Origin of the sequence: Cupriavidus neocaledonicus (assembly GCF_000372525.1) — a bacterium.
Lineage (GTDB): Bacteria > Pseudomonadota > Gammaproteobacteria > Burkholderiales > Burkholderiaceae > Cupriavidus > Cupriavidus neocaledonicus.
In genome coordinates this window covers 23,806-49,403 of record NZ_AQUR01000102.1, presented here as the reverse complement: position 1 = coordinate 49,403, position 25,598 = coordinate 23,806, and the positions used below count along the sequence as shown (strand labels likewise).

Here is a 25,598-nt window from a genome sequence, read left to right as displayed (position 1 = left end):
CTATCTTTGTTGTGGTTGTCGTGGTGGCACTGCAATCGTTTGCAAAAAAACGCCGAAGATCAGCTTGCCGGGAACGGCATCGCCAGCAGCAGCATTGCGGGCCGGTTGCCCGGATTCGATACCTGGCGCGCTTCCCCGGGCGCAAGCCGGACCGAATCGAACTGTCCCAGCAGCACCGTTTGTTCCGACGTGCGGATGCAGACCTCGCCTTCCAGCACGACGTAGTGCTTTTCCACCGCCGAGGCATCCAGCGCGGTATGCCCGCCCGGCAGCAGCACCGAGACGCCGAGCCACAGCGACGCCGCGGGGCCCGCTTCATGGCCTTGCAGGCGCAGGCAATGCATGCCCTCATGATTCGCCGGAAAGTACGCCGGCGCCTGGGCGAACCGGGTGACGTTCATGGCTGCAGCACCACGCGTTCCGCCGCGCCCTCCAGCACGGCACGGTAGGCCTCCCTGGCCTGCGCCAGCGAATAGGTGTAATCGGGCAGTACCGGGAACGGCCGCAGCTTGCCGCTGGCGAACATCGGCGCCAGCTGGTCCAGGATGCGAGCGCAGGCGTTGCTGTCCAGCGCCAGCGTGTCGACGCCCACATAGGTGTGCTGGCCGCGATAGAAGGCGAAGATGTCGAACGGCACCGGCTTCTCGATGGTCGAGATGAAGACCTGCGTGGCGCCGATCGCCATGCTGCGGTTGGCCTGCTCGAAGTACGGGCTGCCGACGGTGTTGTAGACGATGTCCGCGCCGTGCCCGCCGGTCTCTTCGCGCACGACCTCGGCAATCGGTTCGCGGCTGGCATCGATCATGCGGACCGCGCCACTCGCATGGCCGCGGTAAGGCTGGGCCGTCCGTTCCACGGCAAAGACACGCGCGCCCAGCGCGGTGGCGATCTGGATGGTGGCCTGCCCGACCTTGCCATTGCCGCCGCACACCAGCACGGTGCTGCCGGCCTGCGGCATGCCCGCGCGGCGCAGTCCTTCATAGGCCGTGATGAACGGCACGCCCACCGCGCCCGCTTCCAGCAGCGATACCGATTCCGGCTTGGCGCGCACCGAGGCCGCGTCGATGCGCAGGTACTTGCCATGGGTGCCGTCGCGGCGAATGCCCAGCTCGCCGCCGCTGCCCCACACCTGCAGCCCCAGCAATTGCGAGGGGCCATCGACCACCAGGCCGGCATAGTCGCGGCCAGGCGTGCGCGGCCAGACCGCATGCGGCATCAGGCCCAGCGTGGCCTTGACGTCGCTGGGGTTGACCCCGGCACTGGCGACTTCGATGATGCACTGGTCAGCCGCGGCTTGCGGACGCGGCATGCCTTGCAGTTCGAGCTGCAGGGTCTCGATATCGTTGGCTTTCTGGTTGACTCGAATAGCGTTCATGATGGTTTCGGTTTGGTTGAAATCTGGTGCGGCGTTGCTTCAGGCCTCGCGCAGGCCCAGCGTGCGGCGCGCCTGCGCCGGCGAGGCCACCTCGCCGCCTAGCGACCGGACAATATCGCGCGCCTTGGCGACCAGCGCGGCGTTGTCGGGCGCGAGCACGCCCTTCTCCAGGTAGATGTTGTCTTCCAGGCCGACGCGCACATGGCCGCCGGCGAGCCACGCCTGCGCGACGATCGGAAATTCCGCGCGGCCGATGCCAAAGGCGGACCAGTGCGCGCCCGCGGGCAGCATGTTGCGGGCGTAGAAGATCGTCTCCGGCGTGGGCGCAAAGCCATACTTGACGCCCAGCACGAAGGTCCAGAGCCCGGGGCCGTCGAGCACCCCTTCGCGGATGAAATCGAGGGCCATGTTGAGGTCGCCCGAATCGAAGATTTCCAGCTCGGGCATCACGCCGGCGTCGCGGATGATGCCCGCCATCTTGCGCACGTTGGCGGGCGTATTGATGACCACGTCGGCGCCGGAATTCATGGTGTTCAGGTCGAGCGAGCATACGTCCGGACGCAACGCGGCAATGTGCTCGACGCGCTTCGACGGGTGCAGCAGCGTCGTCCCGGGCGCGGCCACGCGCGGCTCGTGCTCGCTCGGCACGAAGCGCCCGCCGGGTCCGGTGGTGAGATTGATGATCAGCGCGCGGTTGCGCTTGCGGATGCGGTCCATGACGTCGGCGTAATAGTCGAGCGACATCGACGGGCGTCCGGTCTCCGGGTCGCGCACATGGATATGCGCGGCGGCGGCGCCCGCTTCGGCGGCCTCCAGCGCGGCATCGGCGATCTGTGCCGGCGTGACCGGCAGGCCGGGGTGCTGTTCGGGGGTGACGATATTGCCGGTCACCGCGCAGGTGATGATGGTCTTGCGTGCATGCATGGCGTTGTCAGGGGTTGCGGGGTTGACGTGGCTGCGGCCTAGCCCAGCTGGCGGCCGCCATCGACGACGATGGTGGTGCCGGTGGCGAAGCGCAGCGAGGTGGCACAGGCGGCGATGGCATCGGCCACGTCTTGCGCCTGGCCGATGCGGCGCAGCGGCGTGGTCCGGGCGGCGCGCTCGTTGAAGCTGTCATCGCGCCCCGGCACGAAGCCGGTGTCGACCACGCCAGGAGAGACATTGAGCACGCGGATCGCGGGCGCCAGCGCGCGTCCCAGCGACATCGCCATGACGTCGAGGCCGGCCTTGGCCGCGCAGTAGGCTACGTTGCTGCCCTGCCCGGTGCGGCCCGCGATCGAGCCGACATTGACCACCAGTCCGTCGCCGTTGGCACGCAGCAGCGGCGCGAAGGCGCGGATCGCCGCGAACTGGCCGCGCCAGTTGATGGCGAACAACTCGTCGATCAAAGCGTCGTCCAGCGCGTCGAGGTCGGCATGCGGAATGGCGCGGGTAAAGCCCGCGCTGTTCACCAGGATATCGACGCGACCGTAGTGATGGCTGGTTTCGTCGGCCAGCTTGCGCAGCGACGCGCTGTCACCGATCTCGGCCACCGCGGCCAGGTGGTTGCCGGCCGGCAGCGCGGCCGCGGCGCTGGCCGCCTTGTCGGCATCGCGGCCGGCCAGCACGATGCTGGCGCCCAGGCGCGCCAGCGTCGCGCCGGCCGCCAGGCCAATGCCGCCGCTGCCGCCGAGGATCACGGCTACCTTGCCGGAAAGAGAAGATGCGCTCATGGTTTCGATGTGGGTAGTCAGGGATGATGCGAACGCCGCGCTCAATCGATGGGCGGCTTGGGAAAGGCCTGCTCGCCCGGCTCGAGCGTGAAATCGAACGCGAGCGTAAAGAACGGCGCCGGCACGTTGCCCCACGGGCTGTACCCGTGGTCGTGCCGCTGCAACTGGCCGACGAGTTGCCGGTGCACGCCAAAGGTGACATCGGATTCCAGCTGGGCTGGTTCGTCGGCGAATACCTGCGTCACCAGCGTGCGGTAGCCCGGCGCCGCGACGATGAAATGGATATGCGCCGGCCGGTACGGATGGCGCCGCTGCGCGGCAAGCAGGGTGCCCACCGGACCGTCGGTCGGCACCGGATAGCCTGCCGGGCGCACGGAGCGGAAATGGTAGTGACCGCCTTCATCGGCATGGAAGCAGCCGCGCAGGTTGCGGTCGGGCTGGGTCGGATCCTGGTTGTCGTAGAGCCCTACCGGCGAAGCCTGCCAGACTTCGACCAGCGCACCCGGCAGCGGCTTGCCGTCGGTGGCGCGCACCGTGCCGCTGACGAACAGCGGCAGGCCGGGCGCGTTGTCCTGCACGACGCAGTCGCCGCACGCATAGCGCGGCGCGTTGGCGCGATAGAACGGGCCCAGCAGCGCCCCCGGCGTGCGTCCGTGCCGCGTGCCGTTGTTCATCACCGTCACCAGGGTCGACAGCCCGAGCACGTCCGCGGCCAGCACGACCTCGTTGTGCGTGGCATGCGTGGCCTGACCCAGGCGGGCCACGAACTCCAGCGCAAACTCGAATTCCGCGTCGGTCAGGCGCGCCTCCCGCAGGAAGGCATGCAGGTGCCTGACCAGCGCGTCCATGACAAAGCGCAGGCGCGCGTCGGGCGTATCCGCCATCGCGGCCTCGACGATGTGGGTGACCGACTGCTCGTCGTCGATCAGTGCAAGCGGACCGACCGGCGATTGCTGCGCAGGTTCTACGTAGGTTTCCATCTGCCCTCCATTGCAAACGTTTGCAGTGGTTTGCATTATCGTCGCCAGCGAGAATCGGTCAAGGCGGATTTCGCTGGACAGCGCGGGCCGAATGGCACCTCCGCGGCAGTTAGCTCAATAAATTCAAGGGGCTACGGCGCGGAGCTGGGACAAACCCGTAGGGGCGGCAAGTGCGGTGCTAGCAACCGGTTTGTAACCGGACACGCCCGGAAGCATGGCGTACTTGTCGATGTGGCGCAGGGCCGACTGATGGACGAACCGTAACTGGTGCGGCGGTCATCCGAGAGCTGGGCACCAAGGCGGAATGACCGATGTCCCCCGCCCCGTGCGCCACTATCGAGACAGCGCTTCCGCCACCGCCCTGAAGGCCCTGAACGTGATCGCGTTATTGGCCGCGTTGCCCGCCACCGGGTGCGAGGCGTAGCGCACGATGGTCAGTTCGGCTTGCGGGTCGATGTAGATGCGCTGGCCGTGGATGCCAGCGGCCTGGAACATGCCGTGGCTGTCGTGCGAAACCCACCACATGTCGCGATAGCTCCAGCCCGGCAACGCCGCCGCGCTGCCGGACCTGGCAAACAGCTCGCGGCTGCCGCCGCGGCGGATATCGGCCACCACCGACGCCGGGATGATTTGCTTGCCGTTGAAGCGCCCGTTGGCGCGGATGGTCTCGCCAAAGCGCGCGAGATCGCGCAGCGTGGTGTTCAGGCCGCCGCCGCCGGATTCGGTGCCGATGCTGTCGACGGTGAAATACGCGTCCTGCTCGGCGCCCATCGGCTGCCAGATCCGCTCGGACAGCAGCTTCGCCAGCGACTGGCCCGAGGCGCGGCGCAGGATCCATGCCAGCACCTCGGCATTGACCGTCTTGTAGGCAAACGCGGCATCGTGGCTGCCGTCCTTCTGCAGCGTCTTCAGGAAGTCATAGAACGTGCCGGGGCCGTTGTAGTTGGCCGGGCGCGCCAGCATGCCGCCGGCACGCGCGTAGTCCCAGATCTCGGCCCTGGGATCGGCATAGTCCTCGGAGTAGCGCACGCCGATGGTCATGTCCATCACCTGCCGCACCGTGGCATCGCCATACGCGGTACCGGCCATCTCCGGCAGGTAGCGCGTCACCGGCGCGGCCGGGTCGAGCTTGCCTTCCGCCGCCAGCATGGCGGCGAGCGTGCCGACGAACGACTTGGTCACCGACATCGCGATATGCGGCGTATGGCTGTCGAGCGCGCCGAAATAGCGCTCGTAGATGACCTTGCCCTGGTGCATCACCAGGATGCCGTCGGTATAGGTCAGCGCCAGCATCTCGTCGAAGGTGCGGCGCGTACCGTCGGCATCGGTGAACGGGATCGCGCCGATGGCCTGCTCCGCGCGCGGCAGCGTGCTGGCTGGGCCGGGTCCGCGCCATACCGATGCAGTCGGCCCCAGTTCGCGCACATGCGAGAACAGCCAGCGGTTGCGCGGAAACCTGTTGCCGCCCGGGACATGGGTGATCAGCTTGTCCGGCGGCGGCGGAAAGCCCTGCATCCAGCCCATGAGGTTGGGATCGGTGGCCAGCGCCGCCGCCACCGTCGTCGCCGGTGCGGCAGCCGGGGGCGCGGTGCTGGCCGCGCTGGCAGCGGACTGGCTCCACGCCGGCAGGCTCGCCGCGACCAGGGCCACGCCAGCCAGGCGGCGCCATGACCGCGCGGATTTCCGATGGGACTTCAACGACATGCTGTCTCCTTCATTGGTTATTTTGGTCAGGGATTGCCGCCCTCGCCCTCAGTCCGCCGATGCCTCCGCGCCTTGCTGATGTGCGATGAGCGCGTTGGTGAGCTTGTCGATGCAGCGATCCAGCGTCTTGACTTCAGCCTCGCTCAGCACCGACAGGAACATCTTCTCCAGCACGTCGCCGCGCTGGTAGGTCTGCGCCACCAGGGCCTCGCCGGCCGGCGTCAGGTAGAGGTTCAACTGCCGGGCATCGGCCTCTCCGACTTCCCGACGCAGCAAACCCCGCTTTGCCAGCGCGGTGACCAGCTTCGATGTCACGGTTTTTTCCAGCAGCACCAGTTCCATCAACCGCGTCAGCGTCAAGCCGGGTTCCAGCCCGGCAAAACGCAGCACGCGCAGTTCGCGCAGGCCGATGCCGAATTCCCGCTCGTAGAAGCCTGAGGCCGAGTTCTTGGTCATTTCGCACAGCCGGTTCAGGCGGAACGACATGAATTCGAGGATCGAATGGGTGGAGGTTGGGTTGGACATGTAGTCAGTAGGCTGGGGCGGCAAATGGATTCTATGAGCAATAGTTTCCATTGGCAACTATTCAAAAGCAACGCTGTCCCACGACCGCGGCGGATCGGATCAGGCTTGAGCGCCGGATGTATCCTGCATACGAGAATCCATCGCGCGTTGCGCCAGCGCAGCGCGCGGCACGGGCACCGTGCGCCGATACCAGTCCTCCACCCATCCCTCGGTCAGGCTGAAATCGCGGACCTGCGCCGGGCGGCGCAAGAGTACGCCCAGCACACGCAGTTGCAGGAAGTCCGGCGAAGGCCGGCTCCGCCAGGCTGCAGGGCCGTAGAGCGTCACGTCGAGCTGGAAGATCCCGTCGTTCGGGCAGACTACCATCATCACGCGAGACGTTTCCTCGCTGGTTTCGCTCCAGCCGGTATGCACGCTGAGAAGCGTCGGGGATCGCACGAACTGGGTCAACTCCAGTTCTCCGTGCGTCAAGGAGATGCCATCACCGTCCTCCATCGGCACCCCGAACGTCGCGTGGCGCCACGCATATTCGATGGCGACCACATCGCCCCGGCTCAATTGCAGGTAGTAGCGGAATACATGGCGGCGCTCGGCCTCCCAATCCGTGGTCGGGTCGGCAATGCCCGCTTCGTCCCAGGCTAGCTGACGGGGGTCGAAAAGCACTACGGCGCCGTGCGCCACCGACGCTTGCTGCCGGGCCGGTATCGCGGCGCGGTCCAGCGCCGTGGATTCGTGGGCAATCTCGACGTGCCATTGGCCCGCTTCATCGCAGCGCCATGTGACACCGCTCTGCTGCAGTGGCACGTTGCTTTGCCCCAGTCGGTCGGGTGAGTCCGATTCCAGCCACGCCTCGATCTCGCCGTGTTCCGCCCCGGTTGCGTCGCCCTGGCCCACGCCGATCTCATAGACGCCGTCATGCGGTATCGGTATGCAGGCGAAGCCCGCGGCGCTCACGCGGACCTGCTGGCGCGGCAGGCTGCCGTCGCGCCAGCGCCCCGAGATGTCGCAAGTCCAGAACTGCCCTGCCGGCGTGGCGCAGGACGGCGCGTAGCGCAGCAGCACGCGGTCGCCACCGCGCAGGAAGTACTCGCGGGTGGTGCAGATGTCCGTGCGTGGCCAACGCTCGTTGAAGAAAATGCCGATGACTTCGAGCGGCAGGTACCAGCTATTGCCGTCCTGCGCGGGATGCGGCGTCGCGGCCGGCTGGAAGGAATGCGAAGCCGGTACAGGGGACGGGGACGATGCGGGTCCCACAAGCAAGGGAGACGGCGCTGCGTGCACCGGACCGGTCGGGCCCGGCGTGGCCGCACGCGGGTGCCCCTCTCGGTCGCCCGGCAAACGGCCGGCCAGCATGATCAGCAGCACTCCGCCGGCCCAGACCGCAAGCGCCAGCACTGGCACCCACCAGCCCGACACCAGTTGACTGGCCACCAGCACGGCTATCGCGGCGAGACTCCACTTCATGGGCGGTTCGCGAGAGATTGGCGTCCCGAGCGCCGGGCCAACACGCGCGCAAGCGCGTTCAGTCGAGCAGATGTCCCATCCGCGTGCGCTTGGTCGCCAGGTATTTCTCGTTTTCGGCGTTGGACGGCACGATGTGGCGCAGCTGCTCAGTGACGGTAATCCCTGCCTTCTCGAGCGCGGCCGCTTTCAGCGGGTTGTTGCTCATCAGGCGCACCGACTTGACGCCCCACTGGTGCAGCAAGTCCGCGGCAAAGGCATAGTTGCGGGCGTCGATGGCCTGGCCCAGGGCCAGGTTGGCGTCGACGGTGTCCAGGCCGCCGTCTTGCAGGCGGTAGGCCCGGATCTTTTCGGCCAGGCCGATGCCGCGGCCTTCGTGGCCGCGCAGGTACAGCAGGATGCCGCGGCCCTCGGCGGCGATCTTTTCCATGGCGAGTTCGAGCTGCGGCCCGCAATCGCAGCGGCAGGAGCCGAACACGTCACCGGTCAGGCATTCGGAATGCATGCGGATCAGCACATTGTCGCCCGCCACCTCGCCGACGCTGAGGGCGAGGTGTTCGATACCTGAATCGGCGCCCTTGAAGGCGTGCGCCGTGAAGTCGCCGAATCGCGTCGGCAGGCGCGCCGAGTCGATCAGCTCAATTTCTGTGTCGTTCATACCGGAATTCTTGGTCAATAGGCGGGGGCGCAGCCCGGCACCGCCGACATTATGAGCGGAATCGGGCGTTCGCGCTGGAATTCCCCCGCCGGGACTGGCGCCGGGGGTGGTCGGCCAATTCCTACAAGCGCAAGCGCCGTCGACTTATGCAGCCGCTTCACAGGGATCTCTAGACTCGGTTTACAGGACATGGGTCGTTCCCCGCGGGCGCGGAAACAGTGCGCAGTGCCCGCCTCTCGGCACGGCCGCAGCAGGAGTTCGCCATGACAGCCAATCCCTTGAATGCCGAGGCCGCAAGCACCAAGATCGCAGCATTGTTCGACACCAAGCTCGCGGCCAGCAGCGCCGCCGAGCGCGTCTGCTACGAGGCGCACCTGAAGCGCGGGCAGGTGCGGCTGGTGCATCCGTACGAGGCCCATTTCGGCCGCAAGCTCGAGCCCGAGAACGACGGCATCGTGCACACCGCGGTGCGCTCGCACCTGATGATGGCGGCGCTGGGCGCCGTGGTCGGCCTCGCCGTGGTCGGCATCCTGCACCGGCAGGAAGTCGACGCGGTGATGCAGAGCCCGGGCCTGGCGGTCGGCGTCGCCATGTTCCTCGGGGTGATGCTCGGCATGCTGCTGGCAGGCCTGATGACCGCGCGGCCGGACCACCAGCTGGTGATCACGCCGGTGCGCGAGGCCGTGCAGCATGGCCGCTGGGCGGTGCTGGTGCACCCGACCACCCCGCAGCAATGCAACGAGGCCCTGCGCGCCCTGCGCAATACCACCAACGAAGTGCTCAGGACCGCCTGATCACGGTTCGACCGAGGTCTCGCGCTTGAGCGTGCGCAGCACGAAGGTCGAGCGGCTGTGGCGCAGGCCCGGCAGCTTGTAAAGCTTGTGCCGCAGGAATTCCTCATAGCCCTGCGTGCCGGCCACCGCCACCTTGATCAGGTAGTCGTATTCGCCGGTCAGCAGGTAGGCCTCCATCACCTCGGGCAGTTCCGCCAGCGCCTTGCCGAAGCGGTACAGCATGTCGTCGTCGTGCCGCTCCAGCGTGACTTCGATCAGCACAGTGTCCGGCAAGCCCAGCGCCTTCTGGTTCAGCAGCGCGGCGTAGCCTTCGATCACCCCGCTTTCCTCCAGCGCGCGCACGCGGTTCCAGCAAGGCGTGGCCGACAGGCCCACCTGCTCCGCCAGTCGCGCATTGGACAGGCGGCCGTCGCGCCGCAGTTCGCGCAGGATGCGGCGATCGGTCTCATCGAGTTTGGGCGACTGTGCCATTCAACGCTGCCTCTTAGGAATATTCTCCCGCTGATTCTATCAAATGAAGATGGTTTTACTGATATTGACGCGGATATGGAGAAAATTAAAAAGCCAATTCTGAGGCACGGCTGCTAAATTAACCTGCATAGATCCATTGCCGGAAACGACACATGCCAGCCACCCTCCCGCTCCCCACCCTGCGCCTTTCGCTGCGTCTCGCCCCTGCCGACCTGTTCGGCGCGATGGAATGGGTGCTGGCCAATGCCCGTCGTACCGGACTGGCGCCGCAGCAGCTGAGCTTCGACGCCGCCCCGCAGGCCGTGATGCATGCCACGCTGACGGCAGACGACGCCGGCCTGCTGTGGCTGTTCCTGCGCCGCCTCGATAACGGCTTCGACGTGGAGCTGCTGGTTGCGGACGTGGAGGATCCGGACGACGACACGGTGGCCGAGCCGGCACCGCGTGCCGCCATCCGCCGCGACCGGCCCGCGGACCTGATGCTGACCGCTTGAGTCGAGAGCCGCCGCTACGCGGCCGGCGCCAGCAGCTCGATGCCGTCGAGCTGCGCCGCGCAGGTATCGCGCACGATCGCGACAAAATCCGCCACGTAGGGCCGCCGCGCCATCGCCGCCGGCACGGTCGCGTAGAGTTCGCTCCACAGCCCCCTGGCGCCGATGCGCTTGGCCAGCACGTAGTCGTGGTCGACATAGTTCTTGACGCCCCAGTTGGGCAGCGCCGCCACGCCGCGGCGGCTCGCCACCAGTTGCAGCACCGCCACTGTCAGTTCGGCGGTACGCCGCTCCAGGTGGATGCCGGCGGGTTCGAGCACCTCGCGGATCAGGTCGATGCGTGATTCGGGCACCGGGTAGGTGATCAGGGTTTCGCCGGCGAGGTCGGCGGCTTCGATGCGGCGCTTGTTGCGCAGCCGGTGTTCGTTGGCGATCACCGCGAGGATCTCGAAGCGGAACAGCGGCGCCACCTCCAGCCCGCGCCGCGCCGCCGGCTGCGAGCCGATCACCATGTCGGCGCGGCCGTCGCGCAGCAGCGCGATGGGATCGGCGTGGAAGCCCGCGACCAGGTCCACTTCAACCTCCGGCCAGCGCCGGCGGAATTCGTCCATCACCGGCATCAGCCAGTCAAAGCACGTATGGCACTCCAGCACCACGCGCAACTCGCCGCGGGTGTCGCCCTTGAGCCGTGCGATATCGCGCTCGGCCGCGCTGACCGCGGCCAGCACCTCGCGCGCCAGCGCCAGCAGGCGCTCGCCCGCCGGCGTGAAGCGCAGCCCCTGGCGCGTGCGGTCGAACAGCGGCACGCCGTAGTGCGATTCGATCGCCTTGATCTGGTGCGACAGCGCTGACTGGCTGACATGCACGCGCTCGGCCGCGGTGGCAAGCCGGCCTGACTCGGCAATGGCCACCAGCGAACGCAAATGGCGGACTTCGATCATGCACGGCTCCCGCGTCGCCGTCGTTCCATCTTGATATGAAACCGATTCATATATTGTTTAAAACTTGTCGCTTGATTCATTTTACGGGCAAACCGACACTGTGCGCCAGACTTCTACCGGAGCAACATCGATGGCACGCACCCATATCCTCGGCTTTCCCCGCATTGGCGAACGCCGTGAACTGAAATTCGCGCAGGAAGCGTTCTGGCGCGGCGAACGCACCGAGGCCGAGCTGCGCACGGTGGCCGCCGAACTGCGCCGCCGCCACTGGCAGCTGCAGGCCGAGCGCGGCCTGGACACCGTCGCCACCGGCGACTTTGCCTTCTACGACCAGATGCTGAGCCTGACCGCGCTGCTGGGCGCGCTGCCGCGGCGCTTCGGCTTCGACCCGGCGCAACTGACGCTGGCGCAGTATTTCGAGCTGGCGCGCGGCAACCGCGAGCAGCCGGCGATGGAAATGACCAAGTGGTTCGACACCAACTACCACTACCTGGTGCCGGAGCTGGACGCCGACACCAGCTTCGACGGCGGCCCGCAATGGTTCTTCGAGGAAACCGATGAAGCGCTGGCGCTGGGGCTGCGCGCGCGTCCGGCGCTGATCGGGCCGGTAACCTACCTGTGGCTGTCGAAGAGCCATGTGCCGGGCTTCGACCGGCTGTCGCTGCTGCCGCGGCTGCTGCAGGCGTATCGCCGCATCCTGGGCCAGCTCAAGGCACGTGGCATCGAGTGGGTGCAGATCGACGAGCCGGCGCTGTGCCTGGACCTGGAACCGGCCTGGCTCGATGCCTTCGACACCGCCTATGCCGCGCTGCATGAGGGCGGCCCGACGGCGCGCCCCAAGCTGCTGCTGGCAACGTATTTCGACACCGCCGCCGACCATGCGCAGCGCGCGGCCGCGCTGCCGGTCGACGGCTTCCATATCGACCTGGTGCGCGCCCCCGCGCAGCTGGCGGCATGGCAGGCCGTGCTGCCCGGGCATGCGGTGCTGTCGCTCGGCGTGATCGACGGCCGCAATATCTGGCGCACCGACCTGCGCCGCGTGCTGGACCTGCTGCGCCCGCTGCACGGCGCGCTGGGCGAGCGCCTGTGGCTGGCGCCGTCGTGCTCGCTGCTGCATGTGCCGGTGTCGCTGGCGCAGGAATCCCGGCTCGATGCCGAGCTGAAGTCCTGGCTCGCCTTCGCCACCGAAAAGCTGGACGAACTGTCGGTGCTGGCCGGCGCGCTGAACCAGGGTGACGGGGCCGTCGCCGACGCCCTGGCGGCCTCGGACGCCGCGCAGGCGTCGCGCCGGGCCTCGCAGCGCGTGGTCAACCCGCGCGTCCAGCAGCGCCTGGCCGGCGTGAATGACGCGATGGCGCACCGCGTCAGCCCCTTCGCCGCGCGCATCGAGCGCCAGCGTGCAGCGCTGGCGCTGCCGCTGCTGCCGACCACCACCATCGGCTCGTTCCCGCAGACCGCCGCGATCCGCCAGACCCGCGCCGCGTTCAGGCGTGGCGAGATCGGCGCGCTGGAATACCTGGAGCGCATCCGCGCCGAGATCGCGCTGGCGGTGCGCAAGCAGGAGGCGCTGGGGCTGGACGTGCTGGTGCATGGCGAGGCCGAGCGCAACGACATGGTCGAATACTTCGGCGAGCAGCTGTGCGGCTATGGTTTCACCGAAAACGGCTGGGTGCAGAGCTACGGCTCGCGCTGCGTCAAGCCGCCGGTGATCTACGGCGACGTGTACCGCCCGGAACCGATGACGGTCGACACCGCCCGCTACGCGCAGTCGCTGACCGAGCGGCCGATGAAGGGCATGCTGACCGGCCCCATCACCATGCTGCAGTGGTCCTTCGTGCGCGACGACCAGCCGCGCGCCACCACCGCGCGCCAGCTCGCGCTGGCGATCCGCGACGAGGTGTGCGACCTCGAGCAGGCCGGCATCCGCGTGATCCAGATCGATGAACCAGCGCTGCGCGAAGGGCTGCCGCTGCGCCGCTCCGACTGGGACGCCTACCTCGACTGGGCGGTGACCGCGTTCCGCCTGTCGGCCAGCGGCGTGCAGGACCAGACCCAGATCCACACGCATATGTGCTATGCGGAATTCAACGACATCCTGCCCGCGATCGCGGCAATGGACGCCGACGTGATTACCATCGAGACCTCGCGCTCGGCGATGGAACTGCTGGAAGGCTTTGGCGACTTCGACTACCCCAACGAAATCGGCCCGGGCGTCTATGACATCCACTCGCCGCGCGTGCCGTCGGTGCAGGCGATGGAGCGGCTGCTGGACCGCGCCTGCGAGGTGGTGCCGCCGCAGCGGCTGTGGGTCAATCCGGACTGCGGGCTGAAGACCCGCGGCTGGGAGGAAACCGAAGCAGCGCTGGCCAACATGGTCAGCGCGGCCCGCGCGCTGCGCCAGCGCCTGTCGGCGCCGGAGATTGCGGCGTGGAAGCGCGTCGAGCGCACTGCCGCGGCCGGCACCGCACCGGTGCCGCACACCGCCGGCGCCTGCACTGCCTGCGCCACGCACGCGCACTGACCAGCCAGCCTCACGCAGAGCACCGCGCTTAAAAAAACAGGCCGCATGCCCGTCGGGGCATGCGGCCTGTTTGCCTGCCAGCGCCAGGCGGATCAGTTCACGCGCATCACCGGCGGCGGCATCCAGCTGCCGTCCAGCAGCGCCTGTTCCGGCCAGTACGCCCGCAGCATCATGTTCAGGCCGTCGGGCGGCGCCGGCAGCCAGTTGGCGGCCCTGGCGCCGGCCGGGCGCTCATGCTGGATGTAGATGTCGAGCGAGCCGTCGCGGTTGTAGCGCAGGCGGTCGCGGCTGCCGATGGCGTAGCGCCCGATCGGGTTCGGCACGAAGGCCTGGCGCTCGTTGTACAGCGTCAGCGACCAGAACGCGCGCGCCGGCGGCAGCTGGTTCTTGTCGAAGTGCAGCACGTAGCGCGCCCCGCCCTGCAGCGGCTTGCCGTTGGCATCGGTACGGGTGGAAGCGTAGATCGCGTCCTCCGGCAGGTTGGCGCCCAGGCCCACCCACGCCGTGACCGCGCGGCGGCCATAGCTGGTGCCGTAGGTGCCCAGGTCGCGATGCATGACCCAGCCGTTGCCCGCGTCGGCGTTGCCCTTGCGCGCGGCCTGCTCGATCGCCGCAAGCGCCGCCGTGGCGCCCTCCTGCACGGCGCGCGCGGTGGACGGCTCCAGCACCGTGGTCTTGAACGGCACGCCGGGGCGGATGCCCATGCGGCGCATCTTTTCGACCATGGCGCTGTCGGCCGGTGCCGGTGGATTGGCCGGCAGCAGCGCGGCAAACCGCGTGAAGAATGCCTGCGCGTCCATGGCCGCCACCTGCTCGACCGGGGCGCTGTTGGGGTCCAGCGCGGGCCGCGCGCCGGCCTTGTCCGGCACGCGGCGGCCGCCGCCCCAGGCCGACAGCGGCGTCAGCCGGTACTGGTCCTGCAGCCGGTGCACCGCCGCAAAGTCCTGCTTGCCGCTGGCTTGCGTGCGGCCGATCAGCCAGACCATCGACGTGGGCGAGCGGATCTCCTGCACGCCCTTGGGCAAGGTGCCCCGCCAGTCCGGACCGGTGATGGCGAAATTGCCGCGGCGGGTGCCGGTGGTGCGCTTGCCCGGCGCGGCGAACACATTGGTCCACGCATCCATCAGCGGCATCAGGTAATAGCGCCCCTGCGTGTCGGGCACCGACAGGATCACCGGCTCGCGCGACAGGTCCAGCCACGCCGACGAGTACAGGGTGTCGGCATTGGGGCTGACCACGTCGGTGAAGGTGGCGTCCGGGAAGGTGCGCTTGTGGCTGAAGGTGTTGGCGGGCGTGCGCAGCGTCATCAGCTCGCGCGTCACGTCCATCAGCACCATCGGATAGGCAAAGGTGAAGACCTCGGCGGACAAGGCCTTCATGGCCTGGTCCGAGGGCGGCTGCTCGGCCGCAGCCGGGTTGCCGGCATAGTCAGGCCCGGTGGCGCAGCCGGACAGCATGGCGGCGAGCGTGACCGCGCCCGCCAGTTGACGAAAGATAGGCTTCATGACCCCGATTCCCAGAAGTTCTTGTGCGCTCAGCGGGCATTTCGGCTATGGCTGCCGGCATGTCGTCCCGGAGGCGCATCTGTCCGTCGCATCTTGTCCGCGCACTACGGGCCTGTCAATTCCTCGAATGCAGGGATCCGAGACGGCGCGCACCAACGGCAGAACACAACGGCGAAGGGGTGCATGATAAGCCACGCGACCGGACCACGGAAAGGCCCGGGCGGCGGCGCATCAGCGCTTCAGGAAATCGAGCACGACCTTGCTGAAGGCCTGTGCCTGCTCGAGGTTGGAGATATGCGCGGCGTCCAGCTCGACGTAGTGCGCGCCGGGAATCGTCTGCGCCAGGTACACGCCATCGCGGGGCGGCGTGGGCAGGTCGCCGGAGCCGGCGACCACCAGCGTGGGCGTGGCAATGCCGCCGACCTCGGCGCGCAGGTCGGCGTCGCGCACCGCCAGGCAGTTGGCGGCATAGCCCGCGGGCGGGCTGGCGCCGAGCATGGCGCGCAGCGACGCCACCAGTTCCGGGTGCGCGGCCGCGTAGGCCGGAGTCAGCCATTTGTCGACCACTGCCGCGGCAATCGCCGCCATGCCGTCGCGTTCGACCGCCGCGGCGCGGCTGGTCCAGTTTTCGGGCGGCCCGATATACGCCGCGGTATTGCACAGCACCAGCCGGCGCAGCCGCCGCGCATGGTTCAGCGCCAGCCACATGCCGGTGATGCCGCCCATCGACAGGCCGCAGAAGCTGGCCTGCCCGATGCCAAGCTGGTCGAGCAGCGCGATCACATCGCCGCCCAGTTGCGCGATGCTGTAGGGACCGGGCGGCACCGACGACTCGCCGTGGCCGCGCGTGTCATAGCGCAGCACGCGGAAATGCCGGCTGAAGGCATCGACCTGCGGTGCCCACATATCCAGGCTGGTGCCGAGCGAATTGGACAGCACCAGCACCGGCAGGTGCTCGGCGCCATCGAGGCGGTAGTGCAGGCGGACGTCGGGAAGATCGGCGAAAGGCATGGCGTCGGTCAGTCAGGAATCACGGGCGGTGTTGCGGATCGCTGCGGCTCAGTTCTGCGCGATCGCGGAACCGTGCCGGGCCAGCGGCGTGACCTGGATCTCCATGTACGGGTACAGCGGCAGCGCGGTCAGCAAGGCGTGCAGTTCATCGTTGTCGCTGACGTCAAAGATGCTGACGTTGGCGTACTGGCCCACCACGCGCCACAGGTGGCGCCACTTGCCTTCGCGCTGCAGGCGCTGCGACATGGCCTTTTCATCGGCCTTGAGCTGCTCGACCAATTGCGGGTCGAGCGATGCGGGAATCCTGACGGTCATTTCGGCCATGAACAGCATGGGGTCTCCTGGTGTTTAGGGTGGGATGGTTCAGCGTGCGCGGTCCGCTCAGAGACGGCAGGTGCCGTCGAGATATGCCTTGCGCCAGCGCACGATGCGCACCTCGGCAAACAGGCCCGCCGCGGCGAACGGGTCGGCGTCGATAAATTGCTGCGCGGCCTCGCGGCTGTCGACATCGACGATATAGACACCGCCGCCGGCGTCCGAGCCGTCATCGTTGAGCTTGGCGCCGCACGCCAGCAGCAGCGCCTTGTTGGCTTCCAGGTAGTCCAGGTGGCTGGCGCGGGTGGCCTGGCGCACGTGCTGGTGATCTGGCTTGTCGAGGGTTTCAATCAGGTACGGCATGCGGTTTCTCCTGTCGGCCTTGCGGCCGGGCGTCAAGGTCAGGCAATCTGCGCGCCCCACATCAGCATCGCAGCGATATAGATCAGGCCCACCCAGAACATCATGATCACGGTGTAACCCATCACGTCCTTCAGGTTCAGCTTCGACAGCGCCAGCGCGGGCAGGATCCAGAACGGCTGCACCAGGTCGTTCCAGGCGTTGCCGAGCATCACCGACATCGAGGTCTGGCTGACCGAGCTGTTGATGGCCTTGGCCGCATCCACCATGAACGGGCCCTGGATCACCCAGTGCCCCCCGCCGGACGGCGCGAAGAAGTTGATCACGAAGGAACTGACCAGGCCCCAGAACGGCAGCGTCTGCGGCGTCGCGATATCGACGAACACGCGCGAGATGGTATCCACCAGCCCCGAGCCGGCCATGATCGCCATGATGCCCGCATAGAACGGGTACTGCAGGATGATGCCGGAAATGGTCTTGATGCCTTCGTTGAGCTTGGCCACGTAGTTGACCGGCGTGCCCAGCAGCAGCACCCCGGCGAACAGGATCAGGAAGTTGATCAGGTTCAGGTCCAGCGAGCCGCCCTGGGTGAAGTAGATCACGGCATAGGCCATGCCGCACAGCCCGATCGCCAGGCTCAGGATGCGGCTGTTGTTCAGGCGCCCGGCCAGCGTGTTCTCGCTGCCGATGCTGTGGGCCGAGGCGGCCTCGGCCCGGGCCGGTTCCTGGTCGCGGCGGATCTCGACCACTTCGGCCGGATGGCGCGGGTGCAGCCAGGCATTGAGCAGCGGCAGCGTGACGATCACCGCCAGGCTGGTCAGCAGCATCGGCGTCGAGAAGATGGTGTCCGACAGCGGGATCACGCCCATCGCCTTTTCCATCGGGTGCCCCGGGGTCGAGATCAGCACCGGGATGCTGGCCGACAGGCCCAGCCCGTACAGCGTAAAACCGCTGTATGCCGAAGCGATGATCAGCGGGTAATGCACGCCGCGGACCTTCAGCGCCAGCTTCTTGGCGATGATGCCGCCGATGACGAGGCCGAAGCCCCAGTTCAGGTAGCTGCCGATACCGCCCACCAGCGTGGCGACGATGATCGCCGTGCGCGGCGTATGCACGGCGCCGACGATGCGGTCCAGCATGCGGTCGGTCAGCGGCGCGGTGGCCAGCACGTAGCCCATCGCCAGGATCACGGCCATCTGCGTGGTGAAGGCCAGCAAGTTCCAGAAGCCCTTGCCCCAGCTGGCGATCACCGCCGGCGCCCCCTGGCCCTGCACCAGCACCGCCAGCGCCATGGTCAGCAGCGTCAGGCCGATGGCAAATACGAAGGGATCCGGCAGGTACCGGCGCATGAGTTCGGTGAAGAACCCGGCAATCTTGTTCATGACTTCCTTGTCTCCTGAGTCGGCTAACGTTACGCCATTAGAACTACAGTTCTATATGCGAACGTAGCGAAGGCGCGTGGCTATGCTAAAGGCCGTTCGACCGGCAGGTCAAGGAAATGGGAAGTTGCGATTACCGCTATTTAGCGCAATAGTTGCGCGCTTGCATGCCCGGTATTTGCGTTGGAGAGACGGCGCGGATCAGTACCGCATCTGGACATCGTCGACCTTGCCGGTGCGCGCGTTGTACAGGCAGGCGTAGTGAAAGCCGATCGCCGCAGAGCTGTCGTCCGGCTCGAACACGCCTTCGCCGTTGACCGAGGTCTGCGCGTTGGGGCGCTGGTAGTACTGCTCGCGGTCGGCCATCAGCATGACGCTGCCGGGTTGCGGAAAGCGGCGCTGCAGCGCCTCCGCCACCGCCGGCTCGCACGCAGCGGACGCCGCCCGCGACATGGCCTGGGGATCGACGGTGATGCGGGTGGCAGGCGGCGGCACCGGGCGCGGTGCCCGCTGTGGCGGCGTCTCGCAGGCCGCCACCAGGCACGCAACCGTCAGGCACAGGTAAGAAGCTCGGATCACGCGGACCTCCTCCGATAGGAACGCCGGGCGGTGGCGCTCCGCAAAGTGAAGCGGAGCTGTCAGGTTACTGCCTGTGGCCGGAAAAGCCAAAGTCCGGCCGCTCGCGCCCCCGCGTCGGGAGGCTCGTGGCAGCGGCCGCGGCGCCGGGATTGCCCGGACTTTCGAATCCGCGAACGCGGCTAAACTAGCGCACGCGGCCGCCCCGGTCTACCCCGGCGCGCCGCGCGTACAACCCACGATGCCGACCAATGACAACCACAGAGACAAGCGGCAACCGCCCCGTCCATTCCACCCCGCTGCTGCGCACGGCGGCCAGCCTGCTGGTGGTGCGCGACGCGCCCGCCGGCATGGAAGTGCTGCTGCTGCGCCGCGTCGAACGCGCCAACGACCGCAGCAGCGGCGCCTATGTGTTTCCCGGCGGCACCCTCGATGTGCAAGACCGGCACCTGCACGCGCACGCCCACGGCCTCGATGACGTGCGCGCAAGCGAGCGGCTGGGCCTGCCGGCCAGCGGCCTGGACTTCTACCTCGCCGCGGTGCGCGAATGCTTCGAAGAGGCGGGCCTGCTGTTCGCCTGCGACGAGCAAGGGCGCCCGCGTGCGCCGCACGAGCTTGACGCCGCCCAGCAGGCCCGGCTGCGCGAGGCCGTGCAACGCGGCGGCCCCGGACTGGCCCACGCCTGCGCGCAGCTGGGCCTGCGCCTGGCGGCGGACCGGCTGGCTTATCACAGTTACTGGCTGACGCCGCCCGGCCTGCCCAAGCGTTTCGATACCCGCTTCTTTGTCGCCATCGCTCCGGAAGGCCAGCTGGCCGTGCCCGACGGCACCGAGGTCGTCGAGCACCGCTGGGTGCGCCCGGCCGACGCCGCCGACCCGGCCAGCGGCCTGCCGATGATGCATGTCACGCGCCGCACGCTGAGCTCGATCGCGCAGTTCGAGACCGCCGGCGCCTGCTTTGCGTATTTCTCGCAGTTGCGCGGCATCGCCTGCATCATGCCGCGCCTCGCCAATGGCGCGGCCGGGGTGCGCCCGGTGATGCCGAACGAGCCGTGCTATGCCGAGATCGGCCGCATCGATCCCGACGGCAAGGTGCACGGCCGGTACGAACTTGCGCCCGGCGTGCCGGTGCAGTTGTCGCAGCGGGTATGGCGCGTCACGGCCAACAACGGCAGCGTGATGACCGGTCCCGGCACCAATACGTACCTGGTCGGCGGCGGCGCGTGCAATGAATGGGCCGTGATCGACCCGGGCCCCGACGATGGCGAGCATGTGCGCGCCATCCTGGATGCGGCGCCCGGCCCGATCCGCTGGATTCTCGCCACGCATACGCACCTGGACCACTCCCCCGCCGCGGCGGCATTGCAGGCCGCCACCGGCGCCACCGTGCTCGGACGCGCCGCCCCCGCCGGCCCCTGGCAGGACGCCACCTTCGCGCCGCGGCGCGAACTTCAGCACGGCGAACGCCTGGCCCTGGCCGACGATTGCACGCTGCGGGTCTGCCACACGCCCGGACATGCGTCCAACCACCTCTGCTACCTGCTCGAGGAAGAAAAGACGCTCTTCACCGGCGACCACGTGATGCAGGGATCGACGGTGGTGATCGGTCCGCCCGATGGCGACATGCGTGCCTACCTCGACTCGCTCGCGGCGCTGCAGGAAGAAGACCTCGAGTGGCTGGCGCCCGGGCACGGTTTTCTGATCGCGCGCCCGCAGGACGCCATTCGCATCCTGGTGCGGCACCGCCTGCAGCGCGAGGCCAAGGTCGCCGGCGCGCTGCGCGAACTGGGCCCGGCGCCGCTCGAACAACTGGTGCTGCGCGTCTATGACGATGTGCCGCCGCGCATGCATCCGGTGGCGCAGCGATCGCTGCTGGCGCACCTGATCAAGCTGCGCGACGAGGGCAAGGCGCAGGAGGCGGATGGCGCCTGGTCGGAAGCCGCGGGCTGAGGGCGGCGGCGACCGTTGAAGATTTTTCGGCGGGGGGCTTGCGCAATCCAATAATTGCGATACAATTGCGCCTCTCGTGTGCGGCTGTAGCTCAGTTGGATAGAGTACTTGGCTACGAACCAAGGGGTCGTGGGTTCGAATCCTGCCAGCCGCGCCACCTATGCAGAAAAAAAAGGGCTTCCGGAAACGGAAGCCCTTTTTTGTTGCCGCGCGCCTGTCACGCGCGGCTGCCCCCACCACTCCTACCACCGATATCTCGCCCCCACGGTGCCGCTCGGGTTGCGCCCCGCCCGCACCTTGAACCACAGCTTCATGCCGGTCTTGGTATTGCCATGCGCGCCGATATTGAACGAGAACAGCCCGCGCAGCAGATCGGCATCGATCTTGGTGCCGTTGATATTAATGACCTGCTTGCGGCTGTCCTGCCACCAGTCGGCCTCGACGAACGGATAGATGCCGGCCAGCCGCGTCGGCTGCGCGCCGTACAGGCGCACGCCGATGCCGGTGGCGCTGGCATCGCCGGGCATCGCCTGCGCCAGCTGGTTCGGGTCCGCGCTCGTGGCGGGCTGGTAGGCCAGTTGCAGCCGCGGCTGGATGGTCAGCCCGCCGGCGCGCGGCACCACGGCATCGACCGCCAGCGCCATGGTGCGCACGCGATTGTCGGCAAAGCCGCTGGCCGTGGTGATGTCATCGAGATGCAGCGACAACCGCCGCGCACGCTCCGGCAGGGCCGCGGTCTCGCGCTCCACCGCGGCAAGGCCCGGGGCATCGTCATCGGGCCCGGCGCCGAAGGCGCGCGGCAAGGGGGAAGAAGACGGAGATGAGGATGGCGGCGGCGCCGCCGCGTATTCGACGACCACCGGCTCGAGCGGCTGGACCCTCCAGCCGCTCGCGTCGGAGCCGTCGGTCAGCTGCCCGGAAACCTGCGCCGGTTCCACCGGTTCCGCTTGCGTCAGGCTGGCCTGCAGCGGCGGGTCAGCGGCAGCAGCGCCATGGAAATCCGGCAAGGCTTCGTCTGCGTGGGCCAGCGCACACATCAGCATGGCGAGCATGGCGCAGATATGCGGGTGATGGTGATGGTGGACGATGCCGGGATGCGCGGCACAGCCGTGCCATCCGGGGTTCGTCCCCGCCTCCCTCTCTCGCGATGATGACAAGACCACAGTCATGGCAACCACCTTCGGGACGTTATAAATGCCTGCCCGATGAGCTTGAGCATAGGTCAAATGCCCCGCCAGCGTTAGCCGCGAATGTTCGGCCGCGCGCGCCCGCGCGAGCCCGCCGCAGGGCGCCCGGCGCCGGTGTGTCGCTGGCACAAATCGCGGAAGATTTGGACAGCTGCCGCGGCCTTTTCGTCAATAATGTCGGGAATGACAGAATTTCCACGCATGGCCCGGCCGCTGGCTGCCGGGCGGAGACAGCATGGCCCTGCGGCAACGCGCCCGACAGCTTGATCCCGGCAACGGACCGCGCCGCAGCCTGCAGCGCAAACTGGCGGTGGCCACCACGGTGGGCGGCCTGTGCACGGTGGTGCTGGCGGCCCTGGTGATCGCCGCCTCGTACGGCGACTTCGCCGCGGCCCGGCAGAACCTGTACGACATCTCGGCGTACCGCGACGTGCTGGACGCCGCCAACACGCTGTCCGCCGAACGCGGCCCGGCCAACAGCGTGCTGGGCGAGCCGCCGTCGCCCCACAGCGCGGCGCGCGAGCGCCTGCAGGCCTTCCGCGCCCGCAGCGACGCCGCGCTGGCGCGGCTGTCGGCGCCGCCGTCCGCCCCCTTCGGCCTGCATAGCCACCACCTGCCGCCGCTGATGGTCGAGCGCGTGCGCGAGCGTCTGGCGCGGGCGCGCGCCGAGATCGACGAACTCGCCGCGCGCGCGCCGCAGCAGCGCGACATGGACGAAATCCGCCACGCCATCGAAAGCATGTTCGAGGTCGTCGACGCGCTGCAGCCCGCCATCGCCTGGCAGGTGCGCGAGCTTTCCGTTTGCGATGACGGCCTGGCCGCGCCCGCGCTGACCGGCAAGATGCTGGGCGACCTGCGCGAATACGCCGGGCGCATGGCGTCGCAGATCATGGCACCGGTGGCGGCGCGCCGGCCGATGCCGGTGCAGAGCCTGGTCGACGCAACGCGCTCGCGCGGCCGGCTGCTGGCGCTATGGCAGCTGGCCGGACCGGCGTACAACATGTTCGGCGCCGCGCCCACGCTGGAGCAGGCCTATGCCGACGCCGGCCACCAGTTCTTCGGCCGCGGCGTGGCCATGGTCGACAGCCTGGTCGCGCAGGGGCGCAGCTCGGGCAACTACTCGATGACGCCCACCGAACTGACCAACCGCTACGTGCCCACGCTAGAGCCGCTGGAGCGGCTGCGCAGCGTGTTCCTGGACGAAGTGGTGGCGCATTTCACCAGCACGCGCGAGCGCGCGCTGCGCCGGCTCGCGGCCGCGTGCGGTACGTCCGCGCTGATCCTCGCGGTGCTGAGCTACATGCTGGTGTTCGCGCGGCGCGCGGTGTTCCTGCCGCTGCTGCGCGCGCGGGCCGAGGTGATCGCGCTGGCCGAGGACCGCGGCCAGCCGCACGAAACCCCGTCATTCGGGGCTGCCATGCAGGCCAGGCGCAAGGGCCAGGCCGCCGAAATGCTGCGCCTGTTCGATGCCATCGACATCCTGCGCCGCAAGCTGCGCGAGCGCGCCGCGCTGACCGCGCAGCTGGAGCAGCAGGCCCGCACCGACAGCCTCACCGGCCTGCTGAACCGGCGCGCGCTGGAACTGGTGGCGGCGCGGTACGGTGCGCACGAGTACGCCAGCCTGGTGCTGATCGACGTCGACCGCTTCAAGCAGATCAATGACCGACACGGCCATGCGGCCGGCGACCACGTGTTGCGCAATATCGCCGCGCAGATGCACGCGCTGGTGCCGGCCGAGGGTGTGCTGGCCCGCTTCGGCGGCGAAGAATTCGCGCTGTGGCTGCCGCACGGGCGGCCCGGCGAAGCCGCGGCGCTGGCCGAAACGCTGCGGGCGGCCATCGCGGCGCGGCCGGTCTGCCTGTCAGGCACCACGCAGCTTGCCGTGACAGCCAGCTTCGGCGTGGCGGTCGGCCATGGCGGCGCGGGCAACTGGCAGCGCCTGTTCGGCGCGGCCGACGCGGCCATGTACCGCGCCAAGGCGGCGGGCCGCAACTGCGTGCGCGAGGCGCAGGACCTGGAAGGCATGCCGGCACGCTGAACCAGTTCGCCGCACCGGACGGAAACGCCGGGCGAAAAAAAAGCCCGCTCGCGCGGACTGCCATGGCTGTTCCCGTTTCGTTGCCCATTCCGGTTCGTCCGGGGCCGAAACGAAGAAAGGCTCGCTTGCGCGAGCCTTTCCGAATTTTGGTGCCCAGAAGAGGACTCGAACCTCCACAGTGTTGCCACCGCTAGGACCTGAACCTAGTGCGTCTACCAATTCCGCCATCTGGGCTTCGTTTTGCTGCATTGCTGCAGCGCTGCGAAGAACGAAATTATGCCGAGTGCTGCGGGTACTGTCAACACCCGCCCGCAAAAAACTTTGTGCACGCTATGTCGCACCGCCGCCGCGCCAAAAATCCACCTGCGCCGGGCGGCCCGGCAGCGCCAGCGCCGCGGTCGCCGCCGGCATGGTGGCGATGGTCTTGCCGGCCCGCAGCACGCGCAGCCGCGTGGCACGCAGCCGGATCGCCTCGACCGGATCGCGCGCCTGCAGCAGCACCAGGTCGGCGCGGCAGCCCGGCGCCAGGCCATAGCCCTCCAGCCCGAGGATGCGCGCCGGCGTGGCGGTGACCGCGTCGAAGCAGGCGCGCATCGCCTCCTGCCCGGTCATCTGCGCCACGTGCAGGCCCATGTGCGCCACTTCCAGCATGTCGCCGGAGCCCAGGCCGTACCACGGGTCCATCACGCAATCGTGGCCGAACGCCACCGGCACGCCGGCTGCCATCAGCTCGGGCACGCGCGTCATGCCGCGGCGGCGGGGGTACGTATCGTGCCGCCCCTGCAGCGTGATGTTGATCAGCGGATTGGCGATCGCCGCGACGCCGGCCTCGCGCACCAGCGGGATCAGCTTGGACACGTAGTAGTTGTCCATCGAATGCATCGAGGTCAGGTGCGATCCCGCCACCCTGCCCTGCAGGCCCAGGCGCACGGTTTCGCTGGCCAGCGTCTCGATATGGCGCGACAGCGGATCGTCGCTTTCGTCGCAATGCATGTCGACGCGCAGGCCGCGCTGCGCCGCCAGCTCGCACAGCAGCCGCACCGACTCGGCCCCCTGCGCCATGGTGCGCTCGAAATGCGGAATGCCGCCGACCACGTCGACCCCCAGCTCGAGCGCGCGCTTCAGGTTGGCGAGCGCGCCGGGCGCGCGCAGCACGCCGTCCTGCGGGAATGCCACCAGCTGCAGGTCCAGGTATGGCCGCACGCGTTCGCGCACGTGCAGCAGCGCCTCCACCGCCAGCAGGCGCGGATCGCACACGTCCACATGCGAGCGGATCGCCAGCAGCCCGCGTGCCACGGCCCAGTCGCAATAGGCAAGCGCGCGTTCGACGATGGCCTCCTGCGTCAGCAACGGCTTGAGCTCGCCCCACAGCGCAATGCCTTCCAGCAGCGTGCCCGACTGGTTCACGCGCGGCAGCCCGTACGACAGCGTCGAGTCCATATGGAAGTGCGCGTCGACGAACGGCGGCGTCACCAGCTGGCCGGCGGCATCGATCTCTTCGCCCGCATGCGCGGCCAGGGCCGGCTCGACCGCGACGATGTGCCCGTCGGCAATGCCGATGTCGATGCCGGTGCGCCCGTCGGGCAGGTTGCAACGCCGCAGGATCAGGTCGAGCATGGGTCGTGTCGTGGTATCCGGGATGGGG

General features: G+C 68.3%; 24 protein-coding genes and 2 tRNA genes. 6 read left to right on the top strand and 20 right to left on the bottom strand.

The features are described 5' to 3' along the window. Positions 1-59: 59 nt before the first annotated feature. From A3AG_RS0120380 to ribA, 9 genes are all read right to left on the bottom strand, one after another. Positions 60-401 (bottom strand): cupin domain-containing protein, encoded by a 342-nt coding sequence (locus A3AG_RS0120380; protein WP_018007205.1) that lies wholly within the window; start codon positions 399-401, stop codon positions 60-62. Next, on the bottom strand, positions 398-1,375 hold the full coding sequence (locus A3AG_RS0120375; RefSeq protein WP_018007204.1) for a quinone oxidoreductase family protein: 978 nt from the start codon (positions 1,373-1,375) through the stop codon (positions 398-400). The genes A3AG_RS0120380 and A3AG_RS0120375 overlap by 4 nt, the downstream gene beginning before the upstream one ends. Before the next feature lie 39 nt (positions 1,376-1,414). Beyond that, positions 1,415-2,299: a beta-keto acid cleavage family enzyme gene (locus tag A3AG_RS0120370; RefSeq protein ID WP_018007203.1), complete on the bottom strand. Its 885-nt coding sequence runs from the start codon at positions 2,297-2,299 to the stop codon at positions 1,415-1,417. A gap of 38 nt (positions 2,300-2,337) precedes the next feature. After that, positions 2,338-3,087 (bottom strand): SDR family NAD(P)-dependent oxidoreductase, encoded by a 750-nt coding sequence (locus A3AG_RS0120365; RefSeq protein ID WP_018007202.1) that lies wholly within the window; start codon positions 3,085-3,087, stop codon positions 2,338-2,340. A 41-nt stretch (positions 3,088-3,128) separates the two neighbouring features. Continuing rightward, positions 3,129-4,067 (bottom strand): dioxygenase family protein, encoded by a 939-nt coding sequence (locus A3AG_RS0120360; RefSeq protein ID WP_018007201.1) that lies wholly within the window; start codon positions 4,065-4,067, stop codon positions 3,129-3,131. Positions 4,068-4,400: 333 nt separating this feature from the next. Beyond that, positions 4,401-5,771, bottom strand: coding sequence for a serine hydrolase domain-containing protein (locus tag A3AG_RS0120355; protein ID WP_018007200.1), 1,371 nt, complete (start codon positions 5,769-5,771; stop codon positions 4,401-4,403). 48 nt (positions 5,772-5,819) lie between these two features. Then, entirely contained in the window at positions 5,820-6,296 is a 477-nt protein-coding gene (locus A3AG_RS0120350) for a MarR family winged helix-turn-helix transcriptional regulator (RefSeq protein ID WP_018007199.1), read from the bottom strand. 99 nt (positions 6,297-6,395) lie between these two features. After that, positions 6,396-7,760, bottom strand: coding sequence for a hypothetical protein (locus A3AG_RS0120345; protein WP_018007198.1), 1,365 nt, complete (start codon positions 7,758-7,760; stop codon positions 6,396-6,398). 58 nt (positions 7,761-7,818) lie between these two features. Next, a complete protein-coding gene (ribA, locus tag A3AG_RS0120340) occupies positions 7,819-8,415 on the bottom strand; it encodes a GTP cyclohydrolase II (RefSeq protein WP_018007197.1) in 597 nt (198 codons plus the stop codon). Between the two features lie 263 nt (positions 8,416-8,678). On the opposite strand from ribA, the gene A3AG_RS0120335 reads away from it, so the two are divergent. Then, entirely contained in the window at positions 8,679-9,209 is a 531-nt protein-coding gene (locus tag A3AG_RS0120335; RefSeq protein ID WP_018007196.1) for a hypothetical protein, read from the top strand. Here A3AG_RS0120335 and A3AG_RS0120330 read toward each other — a convergent pair whose 3' ends face one another. After that, on the bottom strand, positions 9,210-9,680 hold the full coding sequence (locus A3AG_RS0120330) for an Lrp/AsnC family transcriptional regulator (protein ID WP_018007195.1): 471 nt from the start codon (positions 9,678-9,680) through the stop codon (positions 9,210-9,212). It lies immediately after the preceding gene. Between the two features lie 152 nt (positions 9,681-9,832). Between A3AG_RS0120330 and A3AG_RS0120325 the strand changes: the two genes are divergently transcribed. Then, complete coding sequence (locus tag A3AG_RS0120325) at positions 9,833-10,174, top strand: hypothetical protein (RefSeq protein ID WP_018007194.1); 342 nt, start codon at positions 9,833-9,835, stop codon at positions 10,172-10,174. Between the two features lie 14 nt (positions 10,175-10,188). Here the strand turns inward: A3AG_RS0120325 and A3AG_RS0120320 are convergent, their stop codons facing one another. Beyond that, on the bottom strand, positions 10,189-11,112 hold the full coding sequence (locus A3AG_RS0120320; protein WP_018007193.1) for a LysR family transcriptional regulator: 924 nt from the start codon (positions 11,110-11,112) through the stop codon (positions 10,189-10,191). Positions 11,113-11,242: 130 nt separating this feature from the next. On the opposite strand from A3AG_RS0120320, the gene metE reads away from it, so the two are divergent. Next, on the top strand, positions 11,243-13,633 hold the full coding sequence (metE, locus tag A3AG_RS0120315) for a 5-methyltetrahydropteroyltriglutamate--homocysteine S-methyltransferase (RefSeq protein ID WP_018007192.1): 2,391 nt from the start codon (positions 11,243-11,245) through the stop codon (positions 13,631-13,633). Between the two features lie 92 nt (positions 13,634-13,725). Here the strand turns inward: metE and A3AG_RS0120310 are convergent, their stop codons facing one another. The 6 genes from A3AG_RS0120310 to A3AG_RS0120285 form a co-directional block, all read right to left on the bottom strand. Next, a complete protein-coding gene (locus A3AG_RS0120310) occupies positions 13,726-15,138 on the bottom strand; it encodes a DUF1254 domain-containing protein (RefSeq protein ID WP_026164336.1) in 1,413 nt (470 codons plus the stop codon). Between the two features lie 231 nt (positions 15,139-15,369). Continuing rightward, on the bottom strand, positions 15,370-16,149 hold the full coding sequence (gene pcaD / locus A3AG_RS0120305; protein WP_018007191.1) for a 3-oxoadipate enol-lactonase: 780 nt from the start codon (positions 16,147-16,149) through the stop codon (positions 15,370-15,372). 48 nt (positions 16,150-16,197) lie between these two features. After that, a complete protein-coding gene (gene catC / locus A3AG_RS0120300; RefSeq protein ID WP_018007190.1) occupies positions 16,198-16,482 on the bottom strand; it encodes a muconolactone Delta-isomerase in 285 nt (94 codons plus the stop codon). 48 nt (positions 16,483-16,530) lie between these two features. Then, positions 16,531-16,827, bottom strand: coding sequence for a YciI family protein (locus A3AG_RS0120295; RefSeq protein ID WP_018007189.1), 297 nt, complete (start codon positions 16,825-16,827; stop codon positions 16,531-16,533). A 38-nt stretch (positions 16,828-16,865) separates the two neighbouring features. After that, positions 16,866-18,206: a short-chain fatty acid transporter gene (locus tag A3AG_RS0120290; RefSeq protein ID WP_018007188.1), complete on the bottom strand. Its 1,341-nt coding sequence runs from the start codon at positions 18,204-18,206 to the stop codon at positions 16,866-16,868. Between the two features lie 198 nt (positions 18,207-18,404). After that, the gene (locus tag A3AG_RS0120285) at positions 18,405-18,782 is read right to left on the bottom strand and encodes a hypothetical protein (RefSeq protein ID WP_018007187.1); all 378 of its coding nucleotides are present in this window, start codon (positions 18,780-18,782) and stop codon (positions 18,405-18,407) included. A gap of 248 nt (positions 18,783-19,030) precedes the next feature. On the opposite strand from A3AG_RS0120285, the gene A3AG_RS0120280 reads away from it, so the two are divergent. After that, a complete protein-coding gene (locus A3AG_RS0120280; protein WP_018007186.1) occupies positions 19,031-20,728 on the top strand; it encodes an MBL fold metallo-hydrolase in 1,698 nt (565 codons plus the stop codon). A gap of 80 nt (positions 20,729-20,808) precedes the next feature. Next, positions 20,809-20,885, top strand: a tRNA-Arg gene (locus tag A3AG_RS0120275). A gap of 85 nt (positions 20,886-20,970) precedes the next feature. On the opposite strand, the gene A3AG_RS0120270 is transcribed toward A3AG_RS0120275, so the two are convergent. Beyond that, positions 20,971-21,897, bottom strand: a complete 927-nt coding sequence (locus A3AG_RS0120270) for an autotransporter outer membrane beta-barrel domain-containing protein (protein WP_018007185.1) — start codon at positions 21,895-21,897, stop codon at positions 20,971-20,973. 253 nt (positions 21,898-22,150) lie between these two features. Between A3AG_RS0120270 and A3AG_RS0120265 the strand changes: the two genes are divergently transcribed. Next, positions 22,151-23,953 (top strand): GGDEF domain-containing protein, encoded by a 1,803-nt coding sequence (locus tag A3AG_RS0120265; RefSeq protein WP_018007184.1) that lies wholly within the window; start codon positions 22,151-22,153, stop codon positions 23,951-23,953. A gap of 147 nt (positions 23,954-24,100) precedes the next feature. On the opposite strand, the gene A3AG_RS0120260 is transcribed toward A3AG_RS0120265, so the two are convergent. Together A3AG_RS0120260 and A3AG_RS0120255 are read right to left on the bottom strand one after the other, a co-directional pair. Further along, positions 24,101-24,187 (bottom strand) — tRNA-Leu (locus A3AG_RS0120260). 96 nt (positions 24,188-24,283) lie between these two features. Then, positions 24,284-25,570 (bottom strand): amidohydrolase family protein, encoded by a 1,287-nt coding sequence (locus tag A3AG_RS0120255; RefSeq protein ID WP_018007183.1) that lies wholly within the window; start codon positions 25,568-25,570, stop codon positions 24,284-24,286. Positions 25,571-25,598 lie beyond the last annotated feature (28 nt).